A 26,402-nucleotide genomic window follows, 5' to 3' on the forward strand; every position below is an offset into this window, starting at 1 on the left:
GTTCATGTATTCATAGATTTAAGTAAATTACCGTTCCCTCTTCTTTAAAATCTTCTTCGCCCTTGAATGAAACGCCGCTGTTTCATAATCCCATCGTTCTTCAATAACAGTAATGATCTCGGGTAATATCTCAGGATATTCTTTAGCTAACTGTTCAAGTATGGTTAAGGAGAATGCTTTCACCGCTGCTTTTTCCTGCACATCGCAGATGAAAGAGAAACAGGCATCCATTACATCGCCCTTCAATGCTTCAGGAATGGTGATGTATTGCAGCAGTCTTGTAATATTTCTGCGCACTGCATTGTGGAGGCCGGGCTTTCGTAATAATGCTACAAAGACGGGTAGATGTTTCTTCAGCAACTGTGGTTGTGTTTCGGCAATAGTTCCAATGGGCCAGGCTGCCCGTTGCACCACACGGTACTCATCGGTAAGAAATAAGTGAACCAATTCATCAAAACGTTTTTGTGAACTGCCGATCCATGCAATGATCTTATTGGTTTGCTCTTTGGAATGTTTGGCTAATATTTCTTCACGGAGATTCAAAACCTGAGCTAAGAGATTAAAGTGAGGAAAAAGATAAGGAGAAAAGAGTTAAGAGGTTTGCTGGAGTCTGTTTAATTCGGCCAGGCAGGCAATCACTTCATTGCTGTCAACAGTAACTGCAGTTAAATTTTCATTCATCTGATCATTGATGTATTGCATGCCCGTAGCAACATTCGTTCTTGCTGATGTATGAAACTCAACAGCACCAGTAAACTGAGCAAGCTCCGCAATCATGTTATGTCTTACACCGCTGCCCGGCATAATGATGATGCGTTCATCGGCTGTTGTTACCAATTGTTTCAGCAACTGTTTGCCGCCGGTAACATTGGGCATTAAGCCGGATGTTAGCACACGTTCGCAACCAATATCTATTAGAGTATCCAATGCTTCAAATGCATCACGCACTCGATCAAATGCACGGTGAAAAGTTACACCCATAGGATAAGCCAGTTCAACCAAAGCAGCGGCACGGGCTTTATCAACAGTGCCATCAGCATTCAATAAACCAAACACCACACCATCGCAGCCGAGTTTTTTACAATGTTTAATATCTTCTTTCATTGCATCAAACTCATCAGCAGTATATAGAAAATCACCACCACGTGGACGGATCATTGTATATAATTCAATTGATGCAAGTTCTCTCGCTTTCTTAATAAAACCAAAGGAGGGAGTAGTGCCACCTTCGCCGGGATTATCGCATAACTCAATACGATGCGCACCCGCCTGCTGAATAAGTGAACAGGATTCAATGCTGAAGGCGATTACTTCGAGTTTGTAATTCATTTGAAATACAGTTAAAAGTTTTGGGTTACGGGTTGCCGGTTTCGCAGTTTTTGTTGATTAGTAAGTGTTGGAGTTTAAATGTATTTCACCTTTAACCCGTACTATTACTTCTAAACTTCCTTTAGCTAAACCAACACTTTGGTGTTACTGATTTTTCAAAACCAGCTTTTGTTACAGCCATATCAAAATTCTTCAAAACAGAATAGCCGCCATAGTCGCCTTTTTTATTGATGGCAATAAAACCAACCTGCACATTCTTTGCATTGGTTCCATTGTTCTTTACAATTCTTCTTACCGCTTCTTTGCAGGCTGCTTCAGGAGTTGCACCGTTGCGCATCATTTCAACCACAGTATGTGCACCACATATCTTAACTACTTCTTCTCCAACACCTGTAGCCGATGCAGCACCTACTTCATTATCTACAAACAAACCTGCACCAATAATAGGAGAGTCGCCAACACGTCCACGCATTTTATAAGCCATCCCGCTTGTTGTACAGGCGCCACTTAAATTTCCTTTGGCATCAAGCGCTACCATACCGATGGTATCATGATTCAGCAAAGCAACCGGCCATGGGTAAGGTTCAGGTTCATTCTTTTCATTTTGCTTTTTTTCTAACAGGTTAGGAATGATCATGGGGTCGTACTTCGATGTCTTTAACCATTCCTTCCACATTTTTTCGGCTTCTTCTGTTAACAGGTTTTCTTTTTTAAAACCCTTGCTTAATGCAAACTGCAAAGCACCATCACCCACCAATTGCACATGTGGTGTTTGTTCCATCACCAATCTTGCAACATTTATGGGATGCATTATATGTTCAAGGTGCATCACAGCACCGCATTGTCCTTTCTCGTTCATGATGCAAGCGTCAAGCGTAACTCGTCCATCACGGTCGGGGAGACCACCATAACCCACGCTGATATCAGCAGGGTCTGCCTCAGGCACCATCACGCCTGCTTCCACCGCATCAAGGGCACGGCCGCCTTTACTTAAAATCTTCCAGGCATCCTTGTTGGCTTTCAGGTTGGCTCCCCAGGTTGATACTACAATCGGGCCTTTACCCGATTGGGCACTGCCGGCAAAGCTTTCGGTTGATAATAAAGCAGTTGAGAGACCGGTGAGCTGTATAAATCGTCTTCTGTTTAGCATAGATTTCAGATGTTAATGAGCGGTGAATGTAAGATGATTTTAAAATTTTTCAAGCTTTCCTTTAAACCTTCTTGATGGGCTGTGGTCTGTAATTACGTATCTGAAAACAAAATAAAAAACTTAAAAATCACCACATGAAGAAGCTTATCATTTTATCCGTAGTTGCAATGGCAGCCTTTGTTTTTTCAATTAATGAATCTGCTGCACAAACCAGGCGCAAGCTTGATCGTAAAGAAAACCGTGTTGATCGTCGTGAAGACGTTCGTGACCGAAAAGAAGATGTACGTGACCGTCGTGAAGATGTAAAGGACCGCAGAGAAGACGTTCGTGATCGCAGAGAAGATGTACGTGATGCGAAGCACAATGGTGGCCGCAGAGATCGTATTGAAGATGTACGTGACCGTCGTGAAGATGTGAGAGATCGTAAAGAAGATGTTCGTGATCGTCGTGAAGACAAGCATGACCGCAGAGAAGATGTGCGTGACCGTAAGGAAGATCGCAGAGACCGTAAGCGTGGCCGTTTCTAATCATATAAAACCCTATGCTAGTGAACTCTTCCCATATCCTGGGGTAACATGAAAATGTTACCCTTTTCTATTTTTAGTCGGAACTGTAGGTGAGATAGAAAAAGGCTGTTGTCCGTCCGAGAGGGCGTAATAAATCAATGAATCCTGTCGCCCCTTATCTCCATCCGTTGCATCAACTCTTTTTCAAACGCCAACCATTCTTTCCATCGGTCACGCACTTTCTTTTTAGGAAGATAATGTTCAGCCATGGTGATGAACAAGGTATAATGTCCGGCTTCGCTTTCCATAAACTTGCGGTAGAATTTGCGTAGATAAGCATCGTTCAATCCTTCGCTCAATCGTTTAAAACGTTCGCAACTGCGGGCCTCAATTAATGCCATTGTCAATAGTTCATCAAGAAAACGATCATCCACGTGTCCACCTTTTTTCTGGAAGGTCAATAACTCATTTACATAAATATCTTTTCGTTGACGACCGAGTTTCAATCCACGTTTGTGCAGCTCAGCAAGTACGGCACGGAAATGTCCCCACTCTTCAGTAACAATAGGAGCCAGCTCCGTTATCAGCAATTCATATTGACTATAACGTTGAATAAGTGTAATGCAGGTGGTGGCGGCTTTCTGCTCACAATAAGCATGATCGGTTAATATATCTTCCAGTGAAATGGCCGTAAGATCGACCCAGCGTGGATCGCTGGGTAGCTGCAGGCCGAGTATGTTTTTTACATCAATTGATTCCTTCTCCATGCTGCAAAAATAAAGCTCTCTTAAGAAGAGAGCTTACTTACTTTTCAAAACTTGCTGATGAGAAGGTTGTTTATCATAGGTCTGCAACAGACCACGATTAAGAATGAAAGGTGTAATGGTTAGCTGATTGCACAGCAAAGTGAACGATAATTTTGAATATGAACAATACCTCAAAGCGGGTATAAGCAACACCTTTTTGTTAAGCAAACAGGCTATCTGCTATTCTCACAGTTTAACAAACCAGGTAATTATTATTTTATCAAGAAATCTCTTGCTGTTGCATTTGTAATTAACATTTAATCCTTATTGTTATCAATTAGCAGCTGTGCAAATACTTTTTTTAGCTAATTTTCATTTTTTATACCCCCACAGACTATGCGTTTAATTCCATTCCTGCTTGCAACAACCGTAACCGTTACCCTGGTAATAGTGCTTAACACAAGAATAGGCCCGGCACCTGCACTCGGCAAATTTTTAAGTCCTCAACACGGGTTTTGGCAGAATGCTGACCGTGCATCACAAAGTTTTACAGAAGAACTCAGCTTTCCTCAACTCAATGGAACTGCAAATGTATATTTCGATGAACGGTTAGTGCCGCATGTAGTTGCGGAGAATGATGCAGATGCTTATTTCATACAAGGATACCTGCATGCAAAATTCCGGTTATGGCAAATGGAATTTTCAACACGTGCTGCTGCAGGTCGCATTAGTGAAGTAATTGGCGAACGTGCAGTGAACTTTGATAAAGAACAACGCCGCATCGGGATGGTATTTGCGGCAGAGAATATGTTGAAGGAGATGGAAGCAAATGAATTTACAAAATTGTCGGTTGATAATTATACAAAAGGAGTGAATGCTTTTATCGAAAACCTCACTGAAAGCGCAATGCCTATCGAATACAAAATACTCGGTTACCAACCGGAGAAATGGAATAATCTTAAAACGGCTCTCTTCATCAAACAGATGACGAAGACACTTGCTTTCTCGGTTGATGATCTTCCATTAACGGCCTTGCGTAAAGTATTCAGTGACGATCAGATCGAAATTCTTTACCCGCAATTACAGGATTCGTTAGATCCAATTGTTCCAAAAGGAACAGTGTTTGATCCGCCTGCAGCTGCTGCTGTTGCACCGGCAAGTGTTGATTCATTATACCTGCAGAAAAAAGATTCAGCATTGAAAGTGGCAATGGTTGATCAACCATCCAAAGATAATGGCAGTAACAACTGGGCAGTAAGTGGAACAAAAACAAAAAGTGGTGCACCTATTCTTTGTAATGATCCGCATCTTGAATTAAGCTTACCTGCCATCTGGTATGAAATGCAGATCACCACAAAAAATATGAATGCTTATGGGGTGTCTTTTCCTGGAATACCCGGTGTAGTGATTGGATTTAACGACAGCATTGCATTTGGATTTACAAACGCAGGAAGAGATGTGCGTGATTTTTATGAGATCAAATTTAAAGATGAAACAAAGAAGCAATATTGGTTCAATAATGAATGGCGTGAAGCTCCGCAACGTGTGGAAGAAATAAAAGTAAAAGGCAAACCTTCGGTATTTGATACAGTAGCTTATACGGTATTCGGCCCTGTAACTTATGATGAAAGTTTTTCGACGCCGCTCACCAATAAAAAAGCAATTGCAACGAGATGGATCGCTCATGATCCAAGCAATGAATTACTGATGTGGCATTATCTTGATCGTGCAAAGAATTATGATGATTACTACAATGCCATCAAATATTTCACCGTGCCTGCACAGAACATGATCTTTGCGAGCAAACGTGGCGATATTGCTATCTGGCAGCAAGGGCATTTTCCTTTAAGATGGAATAAACAGGGCTTGTTTGTTATGCCGGGCGAAGACAGCAGTTATATGTGGCAGGGTATTATTCCGCCGGCTGAAAATCCGCACCAGGTTAATCCTGAACGTGGTTTTGTAAGCAGCGCCAACCAACGTCCTGTTGATGGAACTTATCCTTATTTTATTCCCGGTGGTTATGATGTATATCGTGGAGTGGAGATTAACCGGCGTTTAACCAGCATGAGCAATATAACGCCGCAGGATATGCAGCGTTTACAGAATGTAAATTATAATCCGTTGGCAGAAGTGGTAACAAAGCTGATGAAGAAATATACAAACGAAGCTGATCTTGGCGCAGATGAAAAACGTTTCTTCAATATGATCAAAACCTGGGATCTGCAAAACATCGCTGATTCAAAAGCTGCAACTGTTTTCCAGGTTTGGTATGATAGCCTGGAACGTAATGTTTGGTATGATGAGTTAACGCAAAAAGATTCGGTGGTGTATGAGTGGCCGTATGAATATACATTGGCTGATGCACTAACAAAAGATTCCCTGTTTTCATTTATTGATGATGTGCGAACGCCAACAACCGAAACCATTTTCCAGGTGTTTGCATCGTCATTAAAAAAAGCAACTGTTGAATTGCTGCAAATGGAAAAGGAAAACACATTGGATTGGGCGGTGCATAAAAACACAACGGTCTATCACATCTTAAAAGATGCAGTGATGCCTTTTGCACGAAAGGGTTTGCAGATTGGTGGTGGCAAGCACATTATCAATGCAACGCAACATAGTCATGGCCCCAGCTGGCGCATGGTTGTGCATCTCACCAATGAAACAGAAGCGTATGTTGTTTACCCCGGTGGACAAAGTGGCAATCCTGGAAGCAAATATTACGACCAGTTTATTGACACATGGGCCGCCGGTCAATATTACAAAGCATGGGTGATGAAGACAGGAGAGGAAAAGAGTGAAAAAGTAAAATGGACAATGACGTTTAAAAAAGCATAATTCCTAACACGCTCCGTCTGACGCCATCGTCTGACGGATTAATTAAAATACATGAAATTCTTAGTTGCCTTTATACTCACTGCTCTCTTAAGTTACGCTGCTGGTTTTTATTTTCCCTGGTGGAGTATTGCTATTGCCTCATTTGTTGTGGCGACTGTAATTCCGCAGAAGCCCTTTAAAGCATTTCTGGCTGGCTTTCTCTCCTTGTTTTTTATGTGGCTCATCCTTGCATTGTATATCGATATGGGCAACCAGCATATTCTCTCCATGAAAATTGCTGAACTGTTGTTTAAATCTCATTCGCATGCACTCATTATGAGTGTCACCGGTTTGGTAGCAGGTTTGGTGGGAGGTTTTGCGGCCTTGAGTGGGTCGTATCTGCGACAAACAAAGAAAGCAACAACATAGCCTTTTTTGGTGCTGAGAAGGTAGAGCATAGAGATGCCCTCTGTGTTTATTTTTTTCTCATATTCTCTCCGACCAAATTCTCAATAAGAATTAGTTTTTTCCTAACAACAGCACAAGTACTTTCGTGTACCATGCGCATATTATTCCTGCTGTTTACAGTTTGTATTACCTTGTCATCTTACGCCGGAAAAATCACCGGTACTGTCACAAACGAAAAAGGTGAGCCATTACCTTATTCTTCACTCAACATTAAAGGAAGCAAAGAAGGTACATCGGCCAACAGCCTCGGTGTTTATTTTTTTCAATTGTCCGCAGGTACCTATACCATCATATGCAGGCATGTTGGTTACGAACGACAGGAGAAAACGATCACTGTTAGCAATGAAGATGTACAGTTGAATTTTGTGTTGAAAGAACAAACAGTTAGCCTTAGTGAAGTAGTGGTGAAGGCCGGAGCAGAAGATCCTGCATATGCCATCATCCGTAAAGCTATTAAGAAACGTAAGGAATATGTGAACGAAAACGATAGTTATAGTTGCGAAGTGTATAGTAAGGGCACTATGAACCTGCGTGATTATCCGAAAAAATTTATGGGTGAGAAGGTTGATTTTGAAGATGGCGATACAAGTAAAAAGAAAATGATCTATCTCTCTGAAACCGTATCAAAACTTTCAGTTGATAAACCCAATAAAATAAAGATCGATGTACTGAGTACGAGAGTGAGCGGACAAAGCGACGGCTTTGGTTTTGCCGGTGCCCGTTTCTTTTCGTTTTATGAAAACAATGTGCAGATCAGTAATTCACTCAATCCACGTGGTTTTGTTTCACCCATTGCAGAAAATGCAATGCACTTCTACAAATATAAATATGAAGGAGCTTTCAGTGAAGAAGGTAAGCTCATCAGCAAAATCAAAGTAACACCAAAGCGTTTGTATGAACCTTGTTTCAGTGGCTACATTAATATTGTGGAAGATGAATGGCGTATCCACAGTCTTGAACTGAGTATCACCAAACAAAACCAGATGAACTTTGCTGATACAGTTCGTATTGAACAACTGTACAGGCAAATGGGAACAAACTTCTGGGTAATGCAAAGCCAACTGTTATACCCCGCTGTTAAGTTTTTTGGATTTGATGCTTATGGCAGCTTTGCTAATGTATATCGTAACTACAACACAGAACCTGCTTTCGATAAAAAATACTTTGGCAACACCATCTTAAAGTATGAAAAGGGCAGCAACAAAAAATCGATTAACTATTGGGATAGTATTCGTCCGCTTGCGTTAACAAAAGATGAGCAAAAAGATTATGTCAAAAAAGATAGCCTTGAGCAGCTGCGGAAAGATCCGGCATATCTTGATTCACTTGATCGCATCAGTAACAAAGTCAAATTCAATCATATTCTGCTTAGTGGTAAAACATTCAATAAACAAAGTAAGAAGTTGAGTATTGGGTTGCCGGGCCTGCTCTCTGCTGCCAGTTTTAATACAGTGGAAGGGTTGGTGCTGGATGTGCCTGTGACAATCCGCAAAGAATTTACTGATCGAAAAAACCTTACGGTCATACCTCATTTCCGTTATGGCTTCAGTAATGAACGTTTTAATGCATGGGCAACTGCAAGATATAATTTCGGTAATAAATTTTTATCATCTGTAAGTATCGGCGGGGGTAAGCGGGTATTTCAATTGAACAATGAAAATCCTATAGAGCCACTATCGAATACAATTGCCACTCTGTTTTACAAAAACAATTTTATGAAGTTGTATGCTGCTGATTATGCACGCATCAATTTCAGCAAAGGAATAGGTGGAGGAGTTACTATCAACGCTGCACTTCAATACCAAAACAGGCAACCATTAAAAAATACAACTGAGTACAACTGGGCGAATAAAAGTACCAAGCAATACAATCCTAACTATCCTGTGGAGTTAATGTCGCAGAATTTTGATGCACACCAGGCAGCTGTTATAACACTTGGCATAAGTGTTCAGCCGGGAGCAAGGTATATTGAGTTTCCTGATCGTGTGGTGAACGTTGGTAACAAATGGCCCGTGTTTAATTTGCAATACAGCAAGGGATTAAAGAATGTGTTCAAGAGTGACGTTGATTACGATAAATGGCAGTTTACGGTAAGAGATAATCTCAACTTAAAAATGATCGGCCGTTTTAATTACCGTGCACAAACCGGTGGTTTCTTAAATCGTAATGCTGTATTTGTTCAAGACCTAAAGCATTTTCCCGGGAATCGTTTATTCCGTGCAACAGATTTTATGACCACTTTTCAACTGCCGCAATATTATCAATACAGCAACGCCGACAAAATGTATGCAGCGGTATTTACTGAACATCATTTCAATGGGTTCATCACAAATAAAATTCCCGGGTTGAAACAATTGAACTGGCACCTCGTAAGTGGTGTAAGTTCACTATGGTTGCCAAAACATACTTATGCTGAATGGCATGTTGGGTTAGAAAACATTTTCCGTTTCTTTCGTGTAGATGTAGTAACCGGTTATCAACAAACAATGCGTCCGAGAATGGAACTAAGGATCGGTACAACTATTAATGTGGGAGGAAATTCTACAGACTAAAACAGTTCTGAGTTTTGTAGTTCTTAGTTCTTAAGTTGTGGTTAAGAGTTATGAGTTGCGGGTATTGCAACACTCGTTCTTTAATCTCCTGTTTTTTCTTCCTAGGTTTTAGGGTTTTGGTTCTTGTATCTGGTTCATTTATCTTTGCTCCGCTTTCGGATTTTGCCCAACCTGCAATTGGGGTTCAAAGCAGATTTACTGAACTAAAATTCAAACAATGGCCGTATTACACAACCGTATCTCCCGCAAGGAGCTTAAAGAGCGTATTATTAACGATCCTACACCACGCACCACCATTTCTTTTTATTGTTATTTTAAAATTGAAGAGCCAAAAGCTTTCCGTGATCAACTGTACAAAGATTTTACAGCATTGGGTGTGTTAGGTCGTATTTACCTGGCGCATGAAGGCATCAATGCACAGATCAGTTTACCAACTGCAAATATGGATGCGTTTCGAACCTATCTCTATGCTATTGAACCACTCAATGGATTGCGGTTGAATGTAGCAGTGGATGATGATGGCAAAAGTTTTTATGTACTCGACATAAAAGTGCGTAACAAAATTGTGGCTGATGGTATTGATGATCCGACATTTGATATGGCCAACAAAGGCAAGTATGTAAATGCGGAACAATTCAATCAACTCACAAATGATCCCAACACGGTAGTGATCGATATGAGGAATCATTATGAATTTGAAGTGGGGCATTTTGAAAAAGCCATAGAAATTCCCAGTGATACTTTTCGTGAACAATTACCCATGGCTGCTGATATGATGGATGCAGATAAAAACAAGAACATCATCATGTATTGCACAGGTGGCATCCGTTGTGAGAAAGCAAGTGCTTATATGCTGCACAAAGGTTTCAAAAATGTATTTCATCTTGAAGGTGGCATTATCAACTATGTAAACCAGGTAAAAGAAAAGGGTCTAGATAATAAATTCCATGGAAAGAATTTTGTATTTGATCAACGGTTGGGTGAACGGGTAACTGAAGAAATCATTTCCAGCTGTCATCAATGCGGCAAACCTGCCGATACCCATGTGAACTGTGTAAACGATGCCTGTCATCTTTTATTCATTCAATGCGATGAATGCAAAGAAAAAATGGCAGGTACCTGCAGCAAAGAATGTTATGATTTCATTCACCTTCCTGAAGAAGAACAGAAGCGGTTACGCAGCGGTATTGATAAGGGAAGAAATGTGTTTAATAAAGCCAAGTCGAGATTGAAGGATTTGAAAGTGGAGTAGGGGTAGCGATTTTCAACTTTCATCCCACTGAATAAGTTTTATCTTCATTACATGGTATTAGTATTTCAGATCATAACCGTTTTGTTGCTGATCGTGCTTATCATCATCATTGCATTCCGCATCAGGCGGGCAAAGCTGCACAGCCAATTACCTGAAAATTACAAAGAGTTGTTGGCCGACTATGTGAAGTTCTACCGTCAATTAGATGATGAAGGAAAAGTGGCATTCGAAAAAAGAGTAGAGCAATTCTTAGCTGCCGTAAAAATTACCGGCGTCAATGCAGAAGTAGAAGATCTGGATAAAATACTCATTGCAGCAGGCGCTATCATTCCCGTTTATTCCATTCATGATTGGCAGTATATCAACCTGCATGAAGTGTTGTTATACCCCGGCGCATTTAATAACGATTTCGATCAACATGGCGACGACAGGAATATCGCAGGTATGGTGGGTACAGGTGCTTTGCAGAATGTAATGGTGATCACCAAATGGCAACTACGGCAAGGCTTCATCAACAACAACGATGCACGCAACACAGCCATCCATGAGTTTGTACACCTCGTTGATAAAATGGATGGAACAGTTGATGGTGTGCCCGAAATTATTCTTGAACGCAAGTACACAGGACAATGGAAAAACCTGATGGAAGCAACAATACTGCAAATGAAAACACACGGTTCAGATATTGATATGTATGGCGCCACCAACACAGCTGAGTTTTTTGCTGTGATCTCCGAATACTTTTTTGAACAACCGGAATCCTTGCAAGCCAATCATCCGGATTTGTTTTATATGCTGAAACGCATTTACAGAACTGAAATAAGCAGTTGACAAAACCAGCCATCAACAAATCGATGATTAATAATCTGCTATTGCTTTACATGCAATTGGATCAGGTTATTGTCTTTATGAATGGCTGCCCAAAAAAGTCAATTAAATGAATGCTTTCATTAAACAGTGAGTATAAATTTTCACATCTTTATGTGATTGGTATGGCTGTTTCAATTTGTTTTCTTTGTTAGTGAATAATTGCATCCCGGTTTCTAAGGATAGAGGTGTGCGTTTCTTCCATTGTACTTTTAATGATTGTTATGCAGGACATTCAACGGGTTTTAGAGCGTGAAGTAAAAGCGGGTAAAACTCCATCTGTTCAATATTATCTTTTTACAAAAGATGCCATCCTGGAGGAGTTTCGTTATGGATTTGCAGATGTTGAAAAGCAAACATCCATTACAGCTGATCATTCATATACTGCCTACTCTGTTACAAAAACGTTTACAGCCTTAGCTATACTCCAGCTGGCCGAAAAAAAGCAATTGGATCTATGCGATTGTGTTGTTGATCATTTGCCCGATTTTCCATACGGTCATTTAGTTACAATCAGGCATTTGCTGAACCATACAGCAGGTATTCCAAATCCAATTCCATTAAGCTGGATCCATTTAAGTCATGAACACCGTTCATTTAATGCAGCAGCTTTTTTTAAACATATCATTTCGAAAAACAAAAAACCAAAAGCAAAGCCGGGCGAACGTTTTGCCTATTCGAACCTCGGTTATATTTTTCTCGGACAGATCATTGAAAAAGTAACGGGTAAACGTTATGAAGATTATGTCAACGAATTTATAATTGACAAATTACCTGCAGACAGCAGCGATTTAGGATTTGAAACAACCGTTATCAGTAAGCAGGCAAGGGGCTATCATAAACGGTTTAGTTTTACAAACCTTATACTTGGTTTATTTTTAGATAAGCGCAAGTACATGGATAAAGCTGTTGGCAATTGGAAGCCCTTTAAATCTTTTTATGTAAATGGTGCGGCGTATGGCGGCTTAATTGGAAAGCCGTCTGCTTTTGTAAAATATATTCAGGTATTGTTGAAATGTAATTGTCAACTTATTTCAAGTCCGTATAATAAATTGTTATTCCAGGAATACAAATTGAACAACGGGCATAAAACCGGAATGTGTATATCGTGGTTTAAAGGAGAGTTGAACGGACGAACTTATTTTGCACATGCAGGCGGTGGTGGTGGTTACTATTGTGAAATCAGGATATATCCTGAACATAATATTGGCAGCGTGGTTTTCTTTAACCGCACAGGTATGACTGATGAACGGTTTTTAGATAAAACAGACGCACTTTATTTTTCCAGATCTGTGTTGAGCGAAGACACAAGTAACCTGGTTTATTCTTTGTAATGACGAAATATAGATGGTCTGCAATTAATTTATCTTTTGAAGAGAAACTTAAGTATAAAAAACGGGCAGAAGATATCATCTGCCCGTTTCATGTATTGTATAGATGATCTGTTTATTCTTTCTTCGCCGGCATTTCTCTTCCACCCTGGTATAATACCAACGATTCGGTTTTGCCTTCCGCATTTTGTTTGAACTCGATCTTAGCGTCAACACCTTTTGTCTGGAACATTGTCTTACTGATGGCTTGCAGTTCAAGTCTCTGCTGTCCTGTTGCCTGTGCAAACAACTGGCTGCCTTCATGCGTAATCGTGAGTATAAAACCAGGTGCCAATGTATAATTGCCCACATAACCAGCCAGCACCGATGCATCAACTGTTATGAATGTAACGGCTGCGGGTAAGGGCTTGCTGCTTTTTTTCCATGTACTTTCTTCGGTGTTACTTTTAAAGATCAACGATTCAACAGCACCTCTTTGGTTTCGTGTAAATTCAATGATTGAAACAGAATTTTCGAAAAAGAATCTATCCTTCTCAAATTTTTCGATCACGAACTGTGTTCCACTGCCACGTTGCGACGTAAGCTTCCCGTTTGCATAACGGATAACACGTTCTTCTCCCTCATCATTTACATAAACAGCTTCGTATGCTTTTGCATCTGTTTCTGAAATGGGGATAGCTTTAAAATTCAGCGGCTTGCCAATTGCAAGAGCAGCCATTTTATAGGTAACATTGTTAGGAGACTTACATCCGCAATTGCTGAATACGGCCACAAATACATCTTCGGCAGGTAAGTAAATAGCATCGGTTAAGAAACCGGGAATACCACCACCATGTTCAATGGCTTTACTGCCCTGCACAAGATTTATCGATAAGCCATAACCATATCTTGTTGACTTTCCATTGGGCAGCACGTAAGGAGTAGTGGCTTTATCAACCCATTCTTTTTTTATGAATTTATAACTGTACAAGGCTTTGTTCCATTTCCAGAGATCTTCAACTGTTGAAAGCAGGGAACCACCGGCATAAGGTAAGGTCATGCTGATGTAATCAGAATTCTGAAACGTGTTTTTTTCCTTTTCATAACCTTTAGCCCTGTTTTTAATGATCTTCGATTCACTGCCGTAATATGAATTATTCATTCCCGCAGGTGCAAATAAATTTTGCTGTACATATTCTTCATAAGTTTTGCCACTCAGCTTTTCAATAATGTAACCGAGTATGATGTAACCTGTGTTATTGTAATTCCATTTTGTACCCGGTTTAAACTCAAGTGTGTCTTTTGATGTAAGATGGATGATCTCCATTGGCTTCATGTCGGTACGCATCTTTGATGGAAAATCTGCTTTATTCGTGTAACTCACAATGCCACTTGTATGATTAAGCAAATGCTCTACTGTAATGTTTTCTTTAAACGTTAGTTCAGGAACAAATTTTTTAATATCATCCTGCAGCGAAAGCTTTCCCTGTTCAGCAAGTTGCAGAATAGCTACGGCGGTAAATTGTTTTGTGATAGAACCAATACGAAAGATCATATCGGCCTGCAGCGGAACATTCAGTTCCATATCGGCCATGCCAATGGCTTTTTTATAAATCACCTGGCCTTTACGCACCACGATGGCCGTAGCACCCGGTTCGCCAGATTTAAATTCTTTGTTGAGAAGTGTGTCGAACGAGGCTGTAAGAAGCTGATCTGTTTTAGTTGATGTTTGTGCAGTAGTAGTGAAGACTGTCAACAACAAGCACAAACAGGAGATAAGGGTCAAGCGCATATGTTATGGTTTTAAATGAACTGAGGCTAAAAGGTAAAACATGTTTTTGATTTTTTATTTATGGGCTGCAAAATTTACAGCTATCCGGAAGGGTAACTTTTGGCAAACCTGTTTTTACCGTTACATTTGGTAAACAAAAATCGTTACTATGAAGCTGCTGTATGTATTGATATTCTTTTTTCTTGTTGCAGTAAACACAAATGCGCAAACCGATACAAAAGGAAAACTCATTAAGGAAATGCTTGAACTTTCGGGGGCAAAGAAGATGGCCCTCCAAACAATGGAGATGATGATAGCTTCCTATAAAAAGCAATTGCCTGCGGTGGATACTGATTTTTGGGATGAGTTTATGAAAGAAGCCCAGGCCGGCGACCTTATTGATATGATAGCACCTGTGTATGCCAAACATTTCACTGAAGCTGAAATAAAGGAACTTGTTGCCTTTTATAAAACGCCCATTGGTAAAAAGCTGGTGGATAAACTTCCGGTTATTACGCAGGAATCGTATGGCATTGGTGAAGAGTGGGGGAAGGCACTGGGTGAAAAAGTTGCTGCTAAACTAAAAGCAGCAGGATATTTCCAATAGCATTTTAAAAACAACAAAGCCTCACAATTGTGAGGCTTTGTTTAATAAGGCAATATATTAAAATTAATATCTGTTCTTATTGTAGCTGTTGCCATTGTTGTAACCACCACCGCTGCGAGCAGGACGATCTTCTTTAGGCTTAGCTTCTACTACTTTAATAGCACGACCTTCAACAGTTGCGCCATCGAGTTCAGCGATTGCTTTTTTAGAAGCAGCATCATCACTCATTTCAACGAAACCGAAACCACGTGAGCGGCCGCTTTCTCTGTCGTTAATGATTTTTGCTGAAGTTACTTCTCCGTAAGGAGTGAAAAATTCTCTTAAGTCTTCATCTTGTACGTTGAAGCTCAAGTTTGAAACATAAATGTTCATGTTCTTGGAAAAATTAAAATTGAAAATGCTTGAGGCACAAGAAGTAAAAAACTAACTAAGATGCAGATTACTGAGCAGACTAATTAACTATACTGATGCGAGACTCAAATTAACGATGCAAATATAGGGGTTCTTTTGATGTGAGCGATTAAATCTTTCACATACATCCATATTATGGACCTTATGCAACCACACAACTGCATCTTAAATACTCAACAATAACAAACTAACTGCCGCAGGCTAAGCCTGTTACAACCTAACCTGCAGCAATTGTTAATTTAATAAATGTTGCAGCGAAATTTCTTCTAAATAAGGTTCTAAGGGAGCGGTGTTCTCAAACATGCGGTATTCGGTAACCGACCGGTTTGCAACATTGCACCATGTTTCTACATAATAAGCTCCGAGCTGAAATAGAAATACGAGACTGGTTTCCTCCGTGCGTTTTGCAACAAGTACACCCCGGTGCAAAACCGTGTGCTGCTTTTCCGCTTCGCCTAACAAGATAAATTCAGAAAGCTTCATCGTACAATTGTTTAAAAGTGTGAACTGATAAATACAATACTGACGCTAACGATACTGAACTGATAACCTGACTAAACTAACATGTAATACTGATGCTGAAACTGAGCACTCACCGGCAACGTTGTAACAAGAATCTGTGAGGCAGTTGCTTGCCGGTTTAATTAGAGACTTGGTGAAGATACGGAAAGTAAAAAGGAAATGGCAAAAAAGAAGGCACAAGGTACAAGGGACAAGGTGCAAGAAGGAAAATCCAAAATCCAAAAAAGAAGGCGCAAGGTACAGGGGACAAGGTGGAAGGAACAAGAGCCAAAGCCCGATAAACAACCTCCAAAAAAAGGATTGTTTATTATAATTCGGCGGTCGTTGTTGTACGTAAAGTTAATCGTGGTTTTGTAGGTTTGTTTTATAACCTTCAATTCAAAAAACAATCACTACATACGAAATCTGCCATGAACAGAAAATACAAATCCTTGTTGCCGGTTATTGCTTTTGTGGTTTTATCATTCTTACAAATAATTACCATTAACGCATTTGCGCAGGCGCCGGGTCAGCCACCAAGGCCATCACTGCCGCCCATACCCATTAAAGGCGATACCTCTCATACTCTTTCTAAACATTTTATAGTAGCATCGCCCGCTAAAAAAACACCCAATGCCAAAGGATTTATTCAACGTTGGTTGGTGCTTGAACCGGTGAAGAAAGACATTGCCCGGAATAATATATTCACCGACAATTATCTCAAAACAGCTTTTTCAACTGATAATTTTTCCAACGATTACAACACAGTTCCCAAACATGGTGAAATGATAAAACTGGGAAACCAGGAATTGAAATGGCATGCGTTAGAGAGCAAAACATTCAACTTTAATTTATACCATTTTACATATGCTTTAAACAAACCAACTTACGGCATACTTGTTTGGCTTGTTACTGTTATTGATAGCCCGGAAGAAATGAAAAATGTAAGAATGACAGCGGGATGTAATTCAGGAAGCATGTGGTGGCTGAATGGACAGGAAGCACTTATGCTTTCAGGCGACAGGGATATGATTGTTGATAATGTTACCTCTTCACGTTTAACACTTAAAAAGGGAAAGAACATCATCCGTGGCGCAGTAATAAACGGACCCGGTATGGCTAACTTCTGTGTTCGCTTTTTAGATGAAAAAGGAGCACCAATCAAAAACTTCACCATCAGTTACCAATAACATTTGCCACACGGTTCAAGCTATCAATTATTCTGAAATCATTATTATGAAACGAATGAAAACAATTATAACTGCATTGCTGGCAGTATTCACACAAATAACATCAGCCCAGGTAGGAAGACCATTTATTCATGATCCGTCAACCATTGTTGAATGTGAAGGAAAGTATTACACATTTGGCACCGGCGGTGGCGGGTTAATATCAACAGATGGTTGGACATGGTATGGCGGCGCTGTACGTCCCGGTGGTGGTGCTGCACCCGATGCCATAAAAATTGGCGACCGCTATCTTGTAATCTATGGAGCAACAGGAGGCTCAAGCAATCATAAGGGCGCCATACTCACCATGTGGAATAAAACACTTGATCCAACATCACCCGACTTTAAATATTCTGAACCAATTGTAGTTGCAACTTCTGATGGTTATGAAGAAAATGATGCCATCGATCCGGGGGTAATGTTAGACCCTAATACAGGACGTCTTTGGCTCACCTACGGTACTTATTTTGGATTCACCCGTTTGATTGAATTAGATCCCAAAACCGGTAAACTCAAAGAAGGTAATAAACCTGTTGATGTAGCTATTGTATGTGAAGCTTCTACATTAGTTTATCGTGATGGTTGGTATTACTTACTCGCTACTCATGGAAGTTGTTGCGATGGTGCTAACTCCACTTATAATGTAGTGGTAGGTCGTTCAAAACAAATAACAGGTCCTTACATAGATAATGTAGGAAGAAGTATGTTAGAAGGTGGCGGTAAAATGGTGGTTGCCACACGTGGAGGATTAATTGGCCCGGGACATTTTGGTCACATGATTCTTGAGAAAGGAGTGGAGAAAATGTCGTTGCATTATGAAGCAGATCTGGAGCAGGGCGGTCGGAGTGTACTAGGCATACTTCCCGTCGTTTGGAAAGATGGATGGCCCATTGCCGGTGAGAAGTTTAAAGAAGGCACATATGAAATTGAATCGGTAAGAAGAGGATATGCGTTAGAGCTGGCAGTTGATTTTACAAGAATGCCGGGTGGCCCTCGTGGATTTGGACAGCCCAACAACGAACCAATAAAACCCGTTGCTCCCCAGGAACTGGCCGATTTAATGAAGAACTGGCCAACAGGAAATATCAATCTGCGGATAGGGGATTATATGTCCCGCCCTCATCAGAAATGGACCATAACAGATGCTCCTGATACAACAGGGTATTTAGGCGGACCGTATTACAAAATTGTATTAGCAGGAACCGACCGCACTTTAGCAGCCACTGCCGATGCAGAAGTAATAACAGTGCCAGCATTTACAGGTGCTCCTGAACAGTTATGGAGGATTGATCAGTTGACCGATGGCAGCTACAGAATAATGCCGAAGATTGTTCCCAATTCAGGAAAGAAGTTAGCATTGGTATCTTCAGGAGACAGTACACCCACACTTGCAGAATTTGATTTTACCAGTGATAATTCGAAATGGAATTTTAAGGCTCACTAAGGAACCAAAATCCAAAAAACAAAATCCAAGGAACAAGGCACAAGGCAAAGGGGATAAGGTGCAAGAAGGAATCCAAAAGACAAAACCCCAAAAAAAATGTGAACGCAGTTATTATTAGAAGCAATTGTGCAATCCACAATCTAAAAAGCGTATATAGCAGCTGATGAAAATCAAATGGTTGGAAATTTTGAAATTAGTTCGGGTGCGAATATTTATGTCTTAGCAGTAATTATACAACGACTCTTCTGTATTGATAAACAATTTGAAAATCCAATATGATATTCAACCTTAAATTAGAAGACCGACTTAATAAATTCAAGTCTTTAAAATTAACAGGAGTAACAATTTTGGCTTTAGAACTATTATTTGGTGCAGATAGTTTGACACCGAAATTGAACCATTTAAGAACATTACAATTTGGGACAGTTGGTAAAGCAATTGCAGATTTGCTTGACAAAAGACAATACAGGTTAATACCCAAATTTGAGAATCACGATTTAAAACATATAGTTTTGGAATATGAGATGACAATGCAAGACGAAATCAGAATGCAAGCTTATTTGGTGGGTAATGGCAACCTTACTTTACCTTGTTTAACTTTTCTTTCTTTAGGACTATTTTATCCAAGAATTTGGAAAGACTTACCAAAACATTTTAGACAAGGACAAGCTTCAAACTCGATCTATTATCTAACATTAGAACAATGTTTGGACAAAGACTTGATAGAAGTTAGAAATCTTTACGGCCGAAAAAAATAACTACCATCTCAGGCGCAAGTGATCCTGCGGAACACTTACGCCAGTTAAGATTCAACAGCAAAGCACATTGCAATTTTCAGCTTTGTTTTATAACTTGAGTAAGCTGTTTTTAACGGGTAGTTGTAAGGAGTTTAATAAACTTAATTTTTCTGCGTTGCAAAAACCCAAAGGAGATAAGCGCATCATCAACCAAACCGCAAGCTATGATTTATCAATACATAGCCGCCAGTCCTGCTTTACAGGAGTTTGTAAGAGATTACTTAATTGCTCATTTTATTTTTGATAAAGATCAGGACATTCCTTTCAAACCATATTCTCCTAAACCCGAACAAACAATCACCTTTTTACCAAAAGGGGGATTAACGATCAGCAATCCGGTAACAGGTGAAACAAATGTTGCTCCGGCAATTTCTATCAGTGGGCAGCAGATATCGAGATATAATTTTTATCTCACTTCTGAATACCAGATGTTGCGGGTGCATTTTCATCCCGGGGCGCTCTACCGTTTACTTAATATTCCATTGAGTACATTCACAGATGAATGGTTTGATGCAGGAAATGTGATTAACCGTGAAATACAGGAAGTGAATGATCGTTTGGCCAATTGTATAAACTACGCTCAAATGATTGCTGTTGTGGAAGACTTCCTGCTGAAAAAAATTAAAAATGTAAAAGAAGAAGCACACCCGCTTGATAAAGTTGCTTCTCATATACTTGCAAACCCTTCCCGGTTTTCATTGGATTGGCTGGCAAAACAATCATGTTTATGTACAAGGCAATTCAATCGCAAGTTCACTGAAAGAATGGGTGTGGGGCCAAAACTTTATAGCCGTGTAGTTCGTTTTTACAAAGCATATCAATACAAAGAAACTCACCCGCAGGATGATTGGCTTACCATTGCACTGCTGTTTGGTTATACAGATTATCAGCATATGGTAAAAGACTTCCGCCAATTTGCGCAGGTTACGCCCAACTTATGGATCAACCAGGACAATCAATCGCCTGAACGAATTCTGCAACTCGAATAAAAATGTTTTCTTTCTTAACTTATTGTGAGTGGAGGCCCAACCACTTTCATTCCATGTGCTGCAAAAGCTTCTTCAGCTTCCTGTGGTGTTGGTGGTTTTGTCATTTCACAACTTTTCATAAAGAATTCTTCAAGGGAACCTGCGGGTTGCACAGCGAGGAGTAATGATCCGGGTTTGTCGCCCACATAAGCCCAAACATGTGGAATCATTCTTGGAGCAAAGAGAGAATCACCGGCCTGTAATACAAATTTTTCATCGCCCACTTCAAAATGAAATTCACCTTCCATGGCATAAAACCATTCATCCTGTTCATAATGGAAATGACGGGGAGGTCCGCCTTTGCTCATATCAATATGTTCGAAAACAAACAGGGAGCCATCAGTATCTTTCCTTGATACTTTTATCTGAAGAGGAATAACACCCCAGATCATTAACTCCTGTTGAAAACGGTTTTTACCGTTGGGAACAAACACTGCTTTATCAACTCTTGCAGCTTTATCATTTGTTGGTGCAGGTGTTGCAGATTTGCCGGTTTCATTGTTATTACATCCGGCTAGTCCACCAAGGGCTGCTGTAGCTGTACCAATACCCGCCAGTTGTACAAATTGTTTTCTGTTCATAACCTTAATTTTAAAGTTGATGTGGTATAAGTATAACAATTACGAAAACAAACCTACTGCATTGTATAAGCAGGGTAGTGGTAGAAAAAAGACATTTTTATTGAAGGAGGGAATCACCAAATATATTAATGCTAATCACATAGCACATTGTTCGCTGAGGAGTCAGATGAAAAGCATTTACACTTTTCATGACGACTTGTTAAAACGAATGTATATCGAACTCCTGTAAGTTCTTTAATCAAACAACAAGGTCAATAATAAAACAACGCTGCATAGTTTTTAGCAAAGGTTTGCCACGCATCAGTATCCCGTAATTGCCAAAGCACAGAGCCAACCAGTAATACAATAAAAACGGTGAGGAATGGCTTGTAGTTTTTCTTCCGGTATACATCAACACCCAATAAGATGCCAACGATCACAAGGTCGAGCACATCCGTAATCGTTATGGCATCGCCTAAGCTCATTCCAAAACTGGCCCCCAGTCCCCGTCCTACACCGGGCCCTATTGCAAGAATTCCAGTGGCGATCATGTACCGCATGTGCGTATCAGGCACTTTGCGTTTGAGCATGGCAAGGCACCAGAAAATAGCAAAGGATAAAAAGCCCCGCATATCAAGCACAATAAACGTGAGATTTTCATGCTCGGGTACATTTGCCTCTATACCTCTGAAATAACCGCCTCTGCCAATAAGGAAAAGCGAAATAATAATGAGCGGTCCCAGCACCCATGATACTTTACCGATGGTTCTGTGGAGTGCGGCCCTGCCTGTTTGTATCAGTAAAGGCTGTGCTATCAGCAACAGCATCCAGGTCATAAGCAAAGCACCGTGAATATGAACCAGCGGCGTAGCATTTTTAAAATGCGGGAAGTGGCTCGTGTATGATTGGTAAAACCCCCATTGTACACCAATTAAAATGATGAATATAAAAATAGAGGTGTTGAGATATACTCGTTGCATGGCATGTTTTTAAATGTGAAGATTGGGTAAGTTGAAACTAGTTATTTGATTTCATATTTGCAAGCACAGTTCTTTGTAGTTTCGTTCGGCCCGTTATTTGTGCAGGTGGATTGGCATATATTAGCCCGGCAAAAAAAAATCTAAAACAACAAACAGCATTTAAGCAATGATAAAAACGGTACTGGTAATCTTGATGGCAATAACATTTATCAACTGTAGCTCTCAACAACGAAATATCTTCAAACCCAAAGAGGTTTACAAATCAAAAGATTTGATCATCACCCAAATTGCCGAAAACTCGTTTAAACATACCTCGTTTAAGCAAACGCAGGATTTTGGATATGTTCCCTGCAACGGCCTGCTGGTGAGAAATAATGGCGAAGCAATTATTTTTGACACACCAACCAACGATAAAAGTTCAGAAGAGCTGATCAAATGGATAAAAGAAACACTTGGTTGTAAAATCAATGCCATTATTCCAACCCATTTTCACGACGATTGTTTGGGAGGGCTGAAAGCGTTTCATGAAAACAATATTTCCTCTTATGCATATTTTAAAACAATTGCATTGGCAACAGAAAATAAATATGTTGTTCCGAAAAACAGCTTCAACGATTCACTTACTTTAAAAGTGGGCAAGGAGAATGTTGTTGTAAAGTTTTTTGGAGAAGGACATACAAAAGATAATGTAGTTGGATATTTTCCAAGCGAAAGCATCCTGTTTGGTGGTTGTTTAATAAAAGAAGTAGATGCCAGTAAAGGTTATTTAGGCGACGCTAATGTGGCAGACTGGTCGGCTACAGTTGAGAAAATTAAAATGGCGTACCCAAATGTAAAGATCGTTGTTCCGGGACATGGTGAATATGGTAACAAAGCATTGCTGGACTATACTATTAACTTGTTTAAGACAAAATAAAGGTTTTTGAGTGATGAACCCCTGAATTTGCAAATTCTAATTAGTTGATTAACACAAAACAAAATGAGTTTAACGAAAACAATCACAAACAGCGTTGACTACAACATTTGGGTAACAGAGCAATTAGTAAACTGGTTACAGAATTATCCCGAAGACTTATTGCAAAAAGAATGTGCATCGAGTTTTAACAGTATTGCAAAAACGCTGAAGCATATCAGCGATACGCAATTGTATTGGTCGTCGATGATCCGGGGAACGGCAACACCGGCATTTGATTATATTGCTACGAGTGTGGATATTAAAACTGAAATGGAAAATTTAGTAAATGAAGCTAAACTGCTGGCGGCTTATGTAAAGGAGAACAACGAAGCAATGCATAAACAGCATTTGATTGAATCAGAATGGTTCTCTTCAAATTTTCCCAAGTATGAATACTTGCAGCATTTGATTATTCACACAACCTACCATCGGGGTCAAATTGTTACTATCGGTCATCATGTAGGTGTTACTAAAGCACCTATGATGGATTATAATTTTTGGAATGTTATGAGCCAACAGAATAGCGAGCCACAGCTCTCCGGCAACTAATATTCCTTTTTAATTGTTCAATTGGTGCTTTCTTGGCAAGCGAGCCAGTGAAACCGGCTCGCTTGCCAAGAAACTTCTTTCTGAATTAGCTCATACAAAAAATTAAAGTCCGAGCCATTCCCATCCTTTGCTCCATTCATCGGTAATCAGTCCGTCTTTAATACGAAACATATGGAGTGTTTCACCGGTAAGAACTTTGTTATTTGCTTTCATGGTTACCGTCCATGTTTCGTGTGTTGCCACCATATCACCCTCGGCAATAATTTCTTTTACTGTTATTTCAACTTTTGAAAACATACCTAAAAACTCAGTTACAGCTTTTTTAAAACCAGCTAGTCCTTGTTGCTGGCCCTCCAGTGCACCATGATCAAAAATGCCGGGAGCAAAGAACGAATCGATCAGTGCATAATTCTGCTTGTTGGCCATATCGACATAAACACGTTTAATAAGTTCTTTGTTTTTTTGTGTTTCTGTGTCAATGGTGTTTGTAGTAGTTGTTTGATTTGTTTCAGCGGCATCATTCTTGGGTGCACATGCATTTAAAAATAGCAGACAGGCTGCAATTAACAGTTTCATAATAGTTGGTTTTGGGTGAAGAGTGAAGAATTCCTGTTCTAATTTAATTAAATTTTCAAGATATTGCAATGCATATTTGTAGTGAAAATAGCTGCTGATATAACAGCAATAAAGTAATCAGTGCACAAAAAAATAACGACTGAAAAAGCGGGTATCTGCTACAATAAGAGCACCACAGTTAAATATTTTTTTGTGAGAAAGAAATTGGATTGGCATTTGATTCTTCCCAATGTATAACATAACGGATTCGATGTGTGCTTTTACACTAACAATTAACCTCTACTAAAAAACATTGGTCATGGAAAAAAATGAAACCAACAATCAGCCGGTAAATGCTGCTGCAAGTGCTTTTGCGCAAACCTTTTTTCATGGTACAAAAGCTGATCTTAAGATTGGGGACTTTATTGAAACAGGTATCAATTCCAATTATGGTCAAAAGAAAGAAGCGAAATATATCTATTGCACGGCAACGCTTGATGCTTCTGTATGGGGGGCTGAACTTGCAGAAGGTAATAGCCCGGAACGGATCTACCTGGTTGAGCCAACTGGAGCAATTGAAGACGATCCAAATTTAACCGATAAGAAATTTCCAGGCAATCCAACGATGTCTTACCGTTCAAAGCATCCGTTCAGGGTTATAGGTGAAGTTACTGTATGGCAGGGGCATGCAGCAGAACAGGTGAAGGCAATGAAAGATCATCTGGAGAAACTTAAACAGGATGGTATTGAAGCGATAGAAGATTAATGGTTATGTACTTTTTCATTTGCGGTTCCTAACTATCATAGCCATCGATGACGGTCATCATTGGTCAATTGCGTAAACCTTATTCACTTTGTAGTTCCTAGAACCAAAGAAAATGGGACGCAACAGTTTGCTCATCTGCGGAATTCTTGCCATGCTTTGGTATGTAGCTATCAACATACTTGTACCAACGCAATACCCGGGTTATGATATTGCATCGTACACCGTGAGTGAACTTTCTGCAATAGATGCACCCACCCGAACTCTTTGGTTTATTCTTTGTATTTTTTATTCCCTGTTGTTTATTGCATTTGGAGCAGGCGTGTGGTTATCTGCAAACGGAAACCGGAAACTACAGATCGTTGCTGTGGTCATTATCGTCGATTCTGTTTTAGGATTCTTCTGGCCACCTATGCACCAGCGGCAGATCATTGCGGCTGGAGGCGGCACACTCACAGACACACTTCATCTTGTATGGGCTTTTGTTCATCTTACCATGATGTTATTGATGATCGGGTTTGGTGCAGCTGCATTTGATAAAAAAATCCGCATCTTTTCAATATTCATTGTGCTGATCTTTTTTGTGTTCGGCATTTTAACCAGTATCGAAAGCCGGGGTATTGAGGCAGGTTTGCCCACGCCCTATGTAGGTATATGGGAGCGCATCAATATTGCGGCTTATATGCTTTGGGTAATTGTATTTGCCAACTTGCTGCTGAAGAGAAAGGCGGCTGTTGCCTGATTTGTTTACATCTTCTCTTAATTCTGTCGGCCCTGTTTTTCGTTTCCTTTAGTTGGTTAATTGATTAATTTTAAAATCATGAAAATTGAATCAAGCAATTTTAAACGGCTTGTCGGAATTTGGAACACCGAAGGAACAATTCTTTCAGGACTGGAAAATTCTACATTGCATGGAACTGACAGTTATGAATTTATCCTTGACGGAACATGTATGTTGCACAAGGCGGATGTAATGATGGGCAATGAAAAAAGCGAAACGTTTGAAATTATAACATTGGATGATTCTGTTGAACAGATTAAGATGCAGTATTATAATTCAAAAGGTGAAAGCGGTATCATGAAAGGTTCATTGATCAATAACGATTTTAAAATAGAAGGCGATAAGCTGAAGTTTGTAGGTATGCTCAATAGTGATAATTCACTATTAGCTGGCAAGTGGTATCTGCAATCGGCGGAGAATGTGTGGACTGAGTTTATTGAATTGCAACTGACAAAACAAAACTGATTACTC

General features: G+C 39.9%; 27 protein-coding genes. 17 read left to right on the top strand and 10 right to left on the bottom strand.

Annotation, left to right across the window (positions count from 1 at the left end):
• Positions 1-27: 27 nt before the first annotated feature.
• The 3 genes from WG954_RS15875 to WG954_RS15885 all read right to left on the bottom strand — a co-directional run bounded on the left by WG954_RS15875 (position 28) and on the right by WG954_RS15885 (position 2,479).
• Positions 28-543, bottom strand: a complete 516-nt coding sequence (locus WG954_RS15875) for a HEAT-like fold family protein (protein ID WP_340437684.1) — start codon at positions 541-543, stop codon at positions 28-30.
• Positions 544-591: 48 nt separating this feature from the next.
• The gene (locus WG954_RS15880) at positions 592-1,329 is read right to left on the bottom strand and encodes a copper homeostasis protein CutC (protein WP_340437685.1); all 738 of its coding nucleotides are present in this window, start codon (positions 1,327-1,329) and stop codon (positions 592-594) included.
• A 121-nt stretch (positions 1,330-1,450) separates the two neighbouring features.
• Entirely contained in the window at positions 1,451-2,479 is a 1,029-nt protein-coding gene (locus WG954_RS15885; protein WP_340437686.1) for a glycosylasparaginase, read from the bottom strand.
• Between the two features lie 134 nt (positions 2,480-2,613).
• On the opposite strand from WG954_RS15885, the gene WG954_RS15890 reads away from it, so the two are divergent.
• On the top strand, positions 2,614-3,006 hold the full coding sequence (locus WG954_RS15890; protein WP_340437688.1) for a hypothetical protein: 393 nt from the start codon (positions 2,614-2,616) through the stop codon (positions 3,004-3,006).
• 134 nt (positions 3,007-3,140) lie between these two features.
• On the opposite strand, the gene WG954_RS15895 is transcribed toward WG954_RS15890, so the two are convergent.
• Positions 3,141-3,752: a MiaE family protein gene (locus tag WG954_RS15895; RefSeq protein WP_182806493.1), complete on the bottom strand. Its 612-nt coding sequence runs from the start codon at positions 3,750-3,752 to the stop codon at positions 3,141-3,143.
• 375 nt (positions 3,753-4,127) lie between these two features.
• Between WG954_RS15895 and WG954_RS15900 the strand changes: the two genes are divergently transcribed.
• The 6 genes from WG954_RS15900 to WG954_RS15925 all read left to right on the top strand — a co-directional run bounded on the left by WG954_RS15900 (position 4,128) and on the right by WG954_RS15925 (position 13,024).
• Complete coding sequence (locus tag WG954_RS15900) at positions 4,128-6,572, top strand: penicillin acylase family protein (protein ID WP_340437692.1); 2,445 nt, start codon at positions 4,128-4,130, stop codon at positions 6,570-6,572.
• Between the two features lie 51 nt (positions 6,573-6,623).
• Entirely contained in the window at positions 6,624-6,980 is a 357-nt protein-coding gene (locus tag WG954_RS15905; RefSeq protein ID WP_340437694.1) for a hypothetical protein, read from the top strand.
• Between the two features lie 131 nt (positions 6,981-7,111).
• A complete protein-coding gene (locus WG954_RS15910; protein ID WP_340437695.1) occupies positions 7,112-9,571 on the top strand; it encodes a DUF5686 and carboxypeptidase regulatory-like domain-containing protein in 2,460 nt (819 codons plus the stop codon).
• A 217-nt stretch (positions 9,572-9,788) separates the two neighbouring features.
• Positions 9,789-10,823, top strand: a complete 1,035-nt coding sequence (gene trhO / locus WG954_RS15915; protein WP_340437697.1) for an oxygen-dependent tRNA uridine(34) hydroxylase TrhO — start codon at positions 9,789-9,791, stop codon at positions 10,821-10,823.
• A gap of 51 nt (positions 10,824-10,874) precedes the next feature.
• The gene (locus tag WG954_RS15920; RefSeq protein WP_340437699.1) at positions 10,875-11,654 is read left to right on the top strand and encodes a M90 family metallopeptidase; all 780 of its coding nucleotides are present in this window, start codon (positions 10,875-10,877) and stop codon (positions 11,652-11,654) included.
• A gap of 260 nt (positions 11,655-11,914) precedes the next feature.
• On the top strand, positions 11,915-13,024 hold the full coding sequence (locus WG954_RS15925; RefSeq protein WP_340437701.1) for a serine hydrolase domain-containing protein: 1,110 nt from the start codon (positions 11,915-11,917) through the stop codon (positions 13,022-13,024).
• 112 nt (positions 13,025-13,136) lie between these two features.
• On the opposite strand, the gene WG954_RS15930 is transcribed toward WG954_RS15925, so the two are convergent.
• Positions 13,137-14,792 (bottom strand): serine hydrolase, encoded by a 1,656-nt coding sequence (locus WG954_RS15930; RefSeq protein WP_340437702.1) that lies wholly within the window; start codon positions 14,790-14,792, stop codon positions 13,137-13,139.
• A gap of 148 nt (positions 14,793-14,940) precedes the next feature.
• Here WG954_RS15930 and WG954_RS15935 point away from each other — a divergent pair, with 148 nt between their 5' ends.
• Complete coding sequence (locus WG954_RS15935; RefSeq protein WP_340437703.1) at positions 14,941-15,378, top strand: DUF2059 domain-containing protein; 438 nt, start codon at positions 14,941-14,943, stop codon at positions 15,376-15,378.
• A gap of 63 nt (positions 15,379-15,441) precedes the next feature.
• Here the strand turns inward: WG954_RS15935 and rbp are convergent, their stop codons facing one another.
• Together rbp and WG954_RS15945 are read right to left on the bottom strand one after the other, a co-directional pair.
• Positions 15,442-15,750, bottom strand: coding sequence for an RNA-binding regulator (gene rbp, locus WG954_RS15940; RefSeq protein WP_182806505.1), 309 nt, complete (start codon positions 15,748-15,750; stop codon positions 15,442-15,444).
• Positions 15,751-16,023: 273 nt separating this feature from the next.
• On the bottom strand, positions 16,024-16,272 hold the full coding sequence (locus WG954_RS15945; RefSeq protein WP_340437704.1) for a hypothetical protein: 249 nt from the start codon (positions 16,270-16,272) through the stop codon (positions 16,024-16,026).
• Positions 16,273-16,721: 449 nt separating this feature from the next.
• Here WG954_RS15945 and WG954_RS15950 point away from each other — a divergent pair, with 449 nt between their 5' ends.
• The 4 genes from WG954_RS15950 (at position 16,722) to WG954_RS15965 (ending at position 20,749) form a co-directional block, all read left to right on the top strand.
• Positions 16,722-17,480 (top strand): protein kinase family protein, encoded by a 759-nt coding sequence (locus WG954_RS15950; RefSeq protein ID WP_340437705.1) that lies wholly within the window; start codon positions 16,722-16,724, stop codon positions 17,478-17,480.
• Between the two features lie 46 nt (positions 17,481-17,526).
• A complete protein-coding gene (locus WG954_RS15955) occupies positions 17,527-18,963 on the top strand; it encodes a family 43 glycosylhydrolase (RefSeq protein ID WP_340437706.1) in 1,437 nt (478 codons plus the stop codon).
• A 275-nt stretch (positions 18,964-19,238) separates the two neighbouring features.
• Entirely contained in the window at positions 19,239-19,721 is a 483-nt protein-coding gene (locus WG954_RS15960; RefSeq protein ID WP_340437708.1) for a hypothetical protein, read from the top strand.
• 203 nt (positions 19,722-19,924) lie between these two features.
• Positions 19,925-20,749 carry a DUF6597 domain-containing transcriptional factor gene (locus WG954_RS15965; RefSeq protein ID WP_340437709.1) on the top strand — a complete coding sequence of 275 codons (825 nt, stop codon included), beginning with the start codon at positions 19,925-19,927 and terminating at the stop codon, positions 20,747-20,749.
• A gap of 14 nt (positions 20,750-20,763) precedes the next feature.
• Here WG954_RS15965 and WG954_RS15970 read toward each other — a convergent pair whose 3' ends face one another.
• Positions 20,764-21,369: a cupin domain-containing protein gene (locus WG954_RS15970; RefSeq protein ID WP_340437710.1), complete on the bottom strand. Its 606-nt coding sequence runs from the start codon at positions 21,367-21,369 to the stop codon at positions 20,764-20,766.
• Positions 21,370-21,620: 251 nt separating this feature from the next.
• The gene (locus tag WG954_RS15975; RefSeq protein ID WP_340437711.1) at positions 21,621-22,328 is read right to left on the bottom strand and encodes a hypothetical protein; all 708 of its coding nucleotides are present in this window, start codon (positions 22,326-22,328) and stop codon (positions 21,621-21,623) included.
• Positions 22,329-22,494: 166 nt separating this feature from the next.
• Here WG954_RS15975 and bla point away from each other — a divergent pair, with 166 nt between their 5' ends.
• Positions 22,495-23,244, top strand: a complete 750-nt coding sequence (gene bla, locus WG954_RS15980; RefSeq protein WP_340437712.1) for a subclass B1 metallo-beta-lactamase — start codon at positions 22,495-22,497, stop codon at positions 23,242-23,244.
• Positions 23,245-23,307: 63 nt separating this feature from the next.
• Complete coding sequence (locus WG954_RS15985) at positions 23,308-23,832, top strand: DinB family protein (protein WP_340437713.1); 525 nt, start codon at positions 23,308-23,310, stop codon at positions 23,830-23,832.
• A gap of 102 nt (positions 23,833-23,934) precedes the next feature.
• Here the strand turns inward: WG954_RS15985 and WG954_RS15990 are convergent, their stop codons facing one another.
• Positions 23,935-24,408 (bottom strand): ester cyclase, encoded by a 474-nt coding sequence (locus tag WG954_RS15990; RefSeq protein ID WP_340437714.1) that lies wholly within the window; start codon positions 24,406-24,408, stop codon positions 23,935-23,937.
• Between the two features lie 298 nt (positions 24,409-24,706).
• Here WG954_RS15990 and arr point away from each other — a divergent pair, with 298 nt between their 5' ends.
• From arr to WG954_RS16005, 3 genes are all read left to right on the top strand, one after another.
• Positions 24,707-25,153 (top strand): NAD(+)--rifampin ADP-ribosyltransferase, encoded by a 447-nt coding sequence (gene arr, locus WG954_RS15995; protein WP_340437715.1) that lies wholly within the window; start codon positions 24,707-24,709, stop codon positions 25,151-25,153.
• A 112-nt stretch (positions 25,154-25,265) separates the two neighbouring features.
• Complete coding sequence (locus WG954_RS16000) at positions 25,266-25,892, top strand: DUF998 domain-containing protein (protein WP_340437716.1); 627 nt, start codon at positions 25,266-25,268, stop codon at positions 25,890-25,892.
• Positions 25,893-25,970: 78 nt separating this feature from the next.
• Complete coding sequence (locus tag WG954_RS16005) at positions 25,971-26,396, top strand: hypothetical protein (RefSeq protein WP_340437717.1); 426 nt, start codon at positions 25,971-25,973, stop codon at positions 26,394-26,396.
• The last annotated feature ends 6 nt before the right edge of the window (positions 26,397-26,402 follow it).

It is taken from the genome of Lacibacter sp. H375 (genome assembly GCF_037892425.1).
In the GTDB taxonomy this organism is placed as follows: domain Bacteria; phylum Bacteroidota; class Bacteroidia; order Chitinophagales; family Chitinophagaceae; genus Lacibacter.